This is a genomic window from Pseudostreptobacillus sp. (assembly GCF_977040545.1).
The window spans coordinates 1-2,448 of the sequence record NZ_CDRRBS010000124.1 but is presented as its reverse complement, the minus strand read 5'-3'; the positions used below and the strand labels follow the sequence as shown (position 1 = coordinate 2,448).

Genomic DNA, 2,448 nt, shown 5'->3' with positions numbered 1-2,448 from the left:
GGATAAAGATAGAAAAGAAAAAAGATGCGAATATGCTATACTTGTTTCTTTACTTGAACAAGAAAATGAACTGTATAACGAAGGTATAGTAGATGTTTCTTATGAATATGAAAAAATGTATGTAATTAGACCTCAATTTTTCATTTCAATAATTAGTTTACTTAGAAATGGAGCTAGAGGAGTATTAAAATATAAACAAGAATTAAATGCTATTAAAAATCAAAATATAGATATTAGTAATTTTGAAAATGATTTATTAAATTTTAAAGATAAATTTGGAAAAAATTATGAAAATGCATCTAAAAAGTTTAATGAAGCGATAGAAAAAATTGATAAAAGTATTAAAAATTTACAAGAGACAAGAGCAGCACTATTAGCTTCAGAAAATAATTTAAGATTAGCAAATGATAAACTAGATGGTTTAACTGTTAAAAAATTAGTTAAGAAAAATGAAACTATGAAAAAAATGTTTGAAGAATTGAATAATAAAGAGGAGAAATAATGTTTTTAAAAAGTAGTGAAAATGTAGGAAAATTAGAAGTAGTTTGTGGAAGTATGTTTTCAGGTAAAAGCGAAGAACTTATACGTCGTATTAGACGTGTCAATTATGCTAAGCAAAGTGTTATTGTATTTAAACACTCTATAGATAAAAGATATGGAGAAAATGGTATATTTTCACATAATATGAATAGTATAGATGCATATCCTGTAGCATCAGTTGAAGATATGGAAGAAATAATGAAAGAAAAGCCATATATAGAAGTTATAGGTATAGATGAAGTACAATTTTTTGGAGAAGAAGTTGTTAATTTTTGTAAAAAATATATTAAAAGAGGTAAAAGGATAATTGTTGCAGGGTTAGATCTTGATTTTAAAGCAGTACCATTTATTCCAATGCCTGAACTTATGGCTATTGCAGATAGTGTTACAAAACTAAAAGCCAAATGTGTTATATGTGGTAAAGATGCTTATGCAAGTCAAAGGTTAATTAATGGAGAACCAGCTTTTGAAGATGATCCTATTGTTATGGTGGGAGCTAAAGAAAATTATGAAGCTCGTTGTAGAAGACATCATATAGTTCGGAAAAGAGAAGAAAAATTTGGAAAGATATATTTTTTATTTGGGACTAATATTAATGCAGGTAAAGAAGATGTTGAAAAATATATTTTGTCTAAAAATAAAAATTGTAGTTCAGTTAGTATAAGTGTATTTAATGAAGGTGAAAGTATATCAGATGTTAGAAAAAGGATAAAACAATATTCTTTAGAATATGACATAGTTTTTATAAGAATAGTAAAAAGTCCTTTAATACCAATACAAGAAAACTATACTATAATTGATTTAATGATGGAGTTAAGACAAAAATCTTCAGTTATACTTATTTCTAGAAATAGAAAAGGAATGATAAATGAAGTTTTAATATCTTATGAAATAATAAATAAAGCAGATTTAAATATTGAAAGTGTTATATACACTAAATCAATAGATAAAAAAGATGAAGAAGAAAATATAAAAGTTATAGAAAATATTAATAATATATTAAATATAAAAGCAATAATATTATAGGAGGGAATTTATGAAAAGAATAATACTAGGAATATGTGTGATTGCATCAATTAATTCTTTAGCATCAACAAGATTATCATCAGATGAATATTTAAAAGGAATATTTACAAGTTCATCTACTAAGGAAATTATGAAAAAATATTATGACTATAATAATGATTTAGCTGTAGTTTCTGATAGAGTTTTTACAGAAAAAGAAGCAGAACTTGATGCCTTAAACGGATTGAAAAATTCTATGGGAGAATATGTTGGTAAATATTTAACTAAAATATTGAAAAATACAAATATTACAGGTAAAGATTTTGATGAAAGTGCTATTCAAACGATGAAAGATGAAATTGTAGAAGATATTATAAATAATAAAAAATATACACTAGCTAGTGCAGTAGCACTTTCTGTAATTGTTGCAGGATTTTCAACACCTGTATTTAATTCAATCACAAACACACCTTCTGTAGTTTATGCAGAGGATATTCTGGATCAAGAACAGCCAAAGAATGATTCACCTGAACCTGTAAAAGATGATAATTCACCTGTAAGTAAAAAAGGACAGCGTGTTGCTGGAAAAGTTAAAGAGAAGATTATTTCTTCTGATGTACTTCCAGATAAGGAATCCTGGGCATATCCACAAGCTGTTATTAATGGTGGTGCTGACCTAAAATTTGTGGATGTCAATAAGCCAATTAACAATGCAGCTGTACTTATGCAATCTAGAAAGCTTGGTTTAGTTTTTAGTGGATCAGGAATGTTCGTATCACCAAACGTTTACGTGACGGTTGCACACAACTTCTTGACCGATAAGGGGGAACTTCCAGCTTTCAAATCTTTGGATTATTGGGTCGGATCCAACTCCGAGCGAAAAATTGCCCCAACATCAGGTAT

3 protein-coding genes are annotated in these 2,448 nt (G+C 27.5%); all 3 read left to right on the top strand.

Annotation, left to right across the window (positions count from 1 at the left end):
- Positions 1-502, top strand: a 502-nt coding sequence (locus ACWYO2_RS05740; protein ID WP_455515524.1) for a DUF2130 domain-containing protein, incomplete at its 5' end; no start/stop codon positions are given.
- Positions 502-1,566, top strand: a complete 1,065-nt coding sequence (locus tag ACWYO2_RS05735; protein ID WP_455515523.1) for a thymidine kinase — start codon at positions 502-504, stop codon at positions 1,564-1,566. The genes ACWYO2_RS05740 and ACWYO2_RS05735, both read left to right, overlap by 1 nt.
- Before the next feature lie 10 nt (positions 1,567-1,576).
- Positions 1,577-2,448, top strand: an 872-nt coding sequence (locus ACWYO2_RS05730) for a hypothetical protein (protein WP_455515522.1), incomplete at its 3' end; no start/stop codon positions are given.

Bases quoted from the DNA above. Each gene is read 5' to 3' on its own strand.
- ACWYO2_RS05735 (WP_455515523.1), top strand. From the start codon at position 502: ATGTTTTTAAAAAGTAGTGAAAATGTAGGAAAATTAGAAGTAGTTTGT.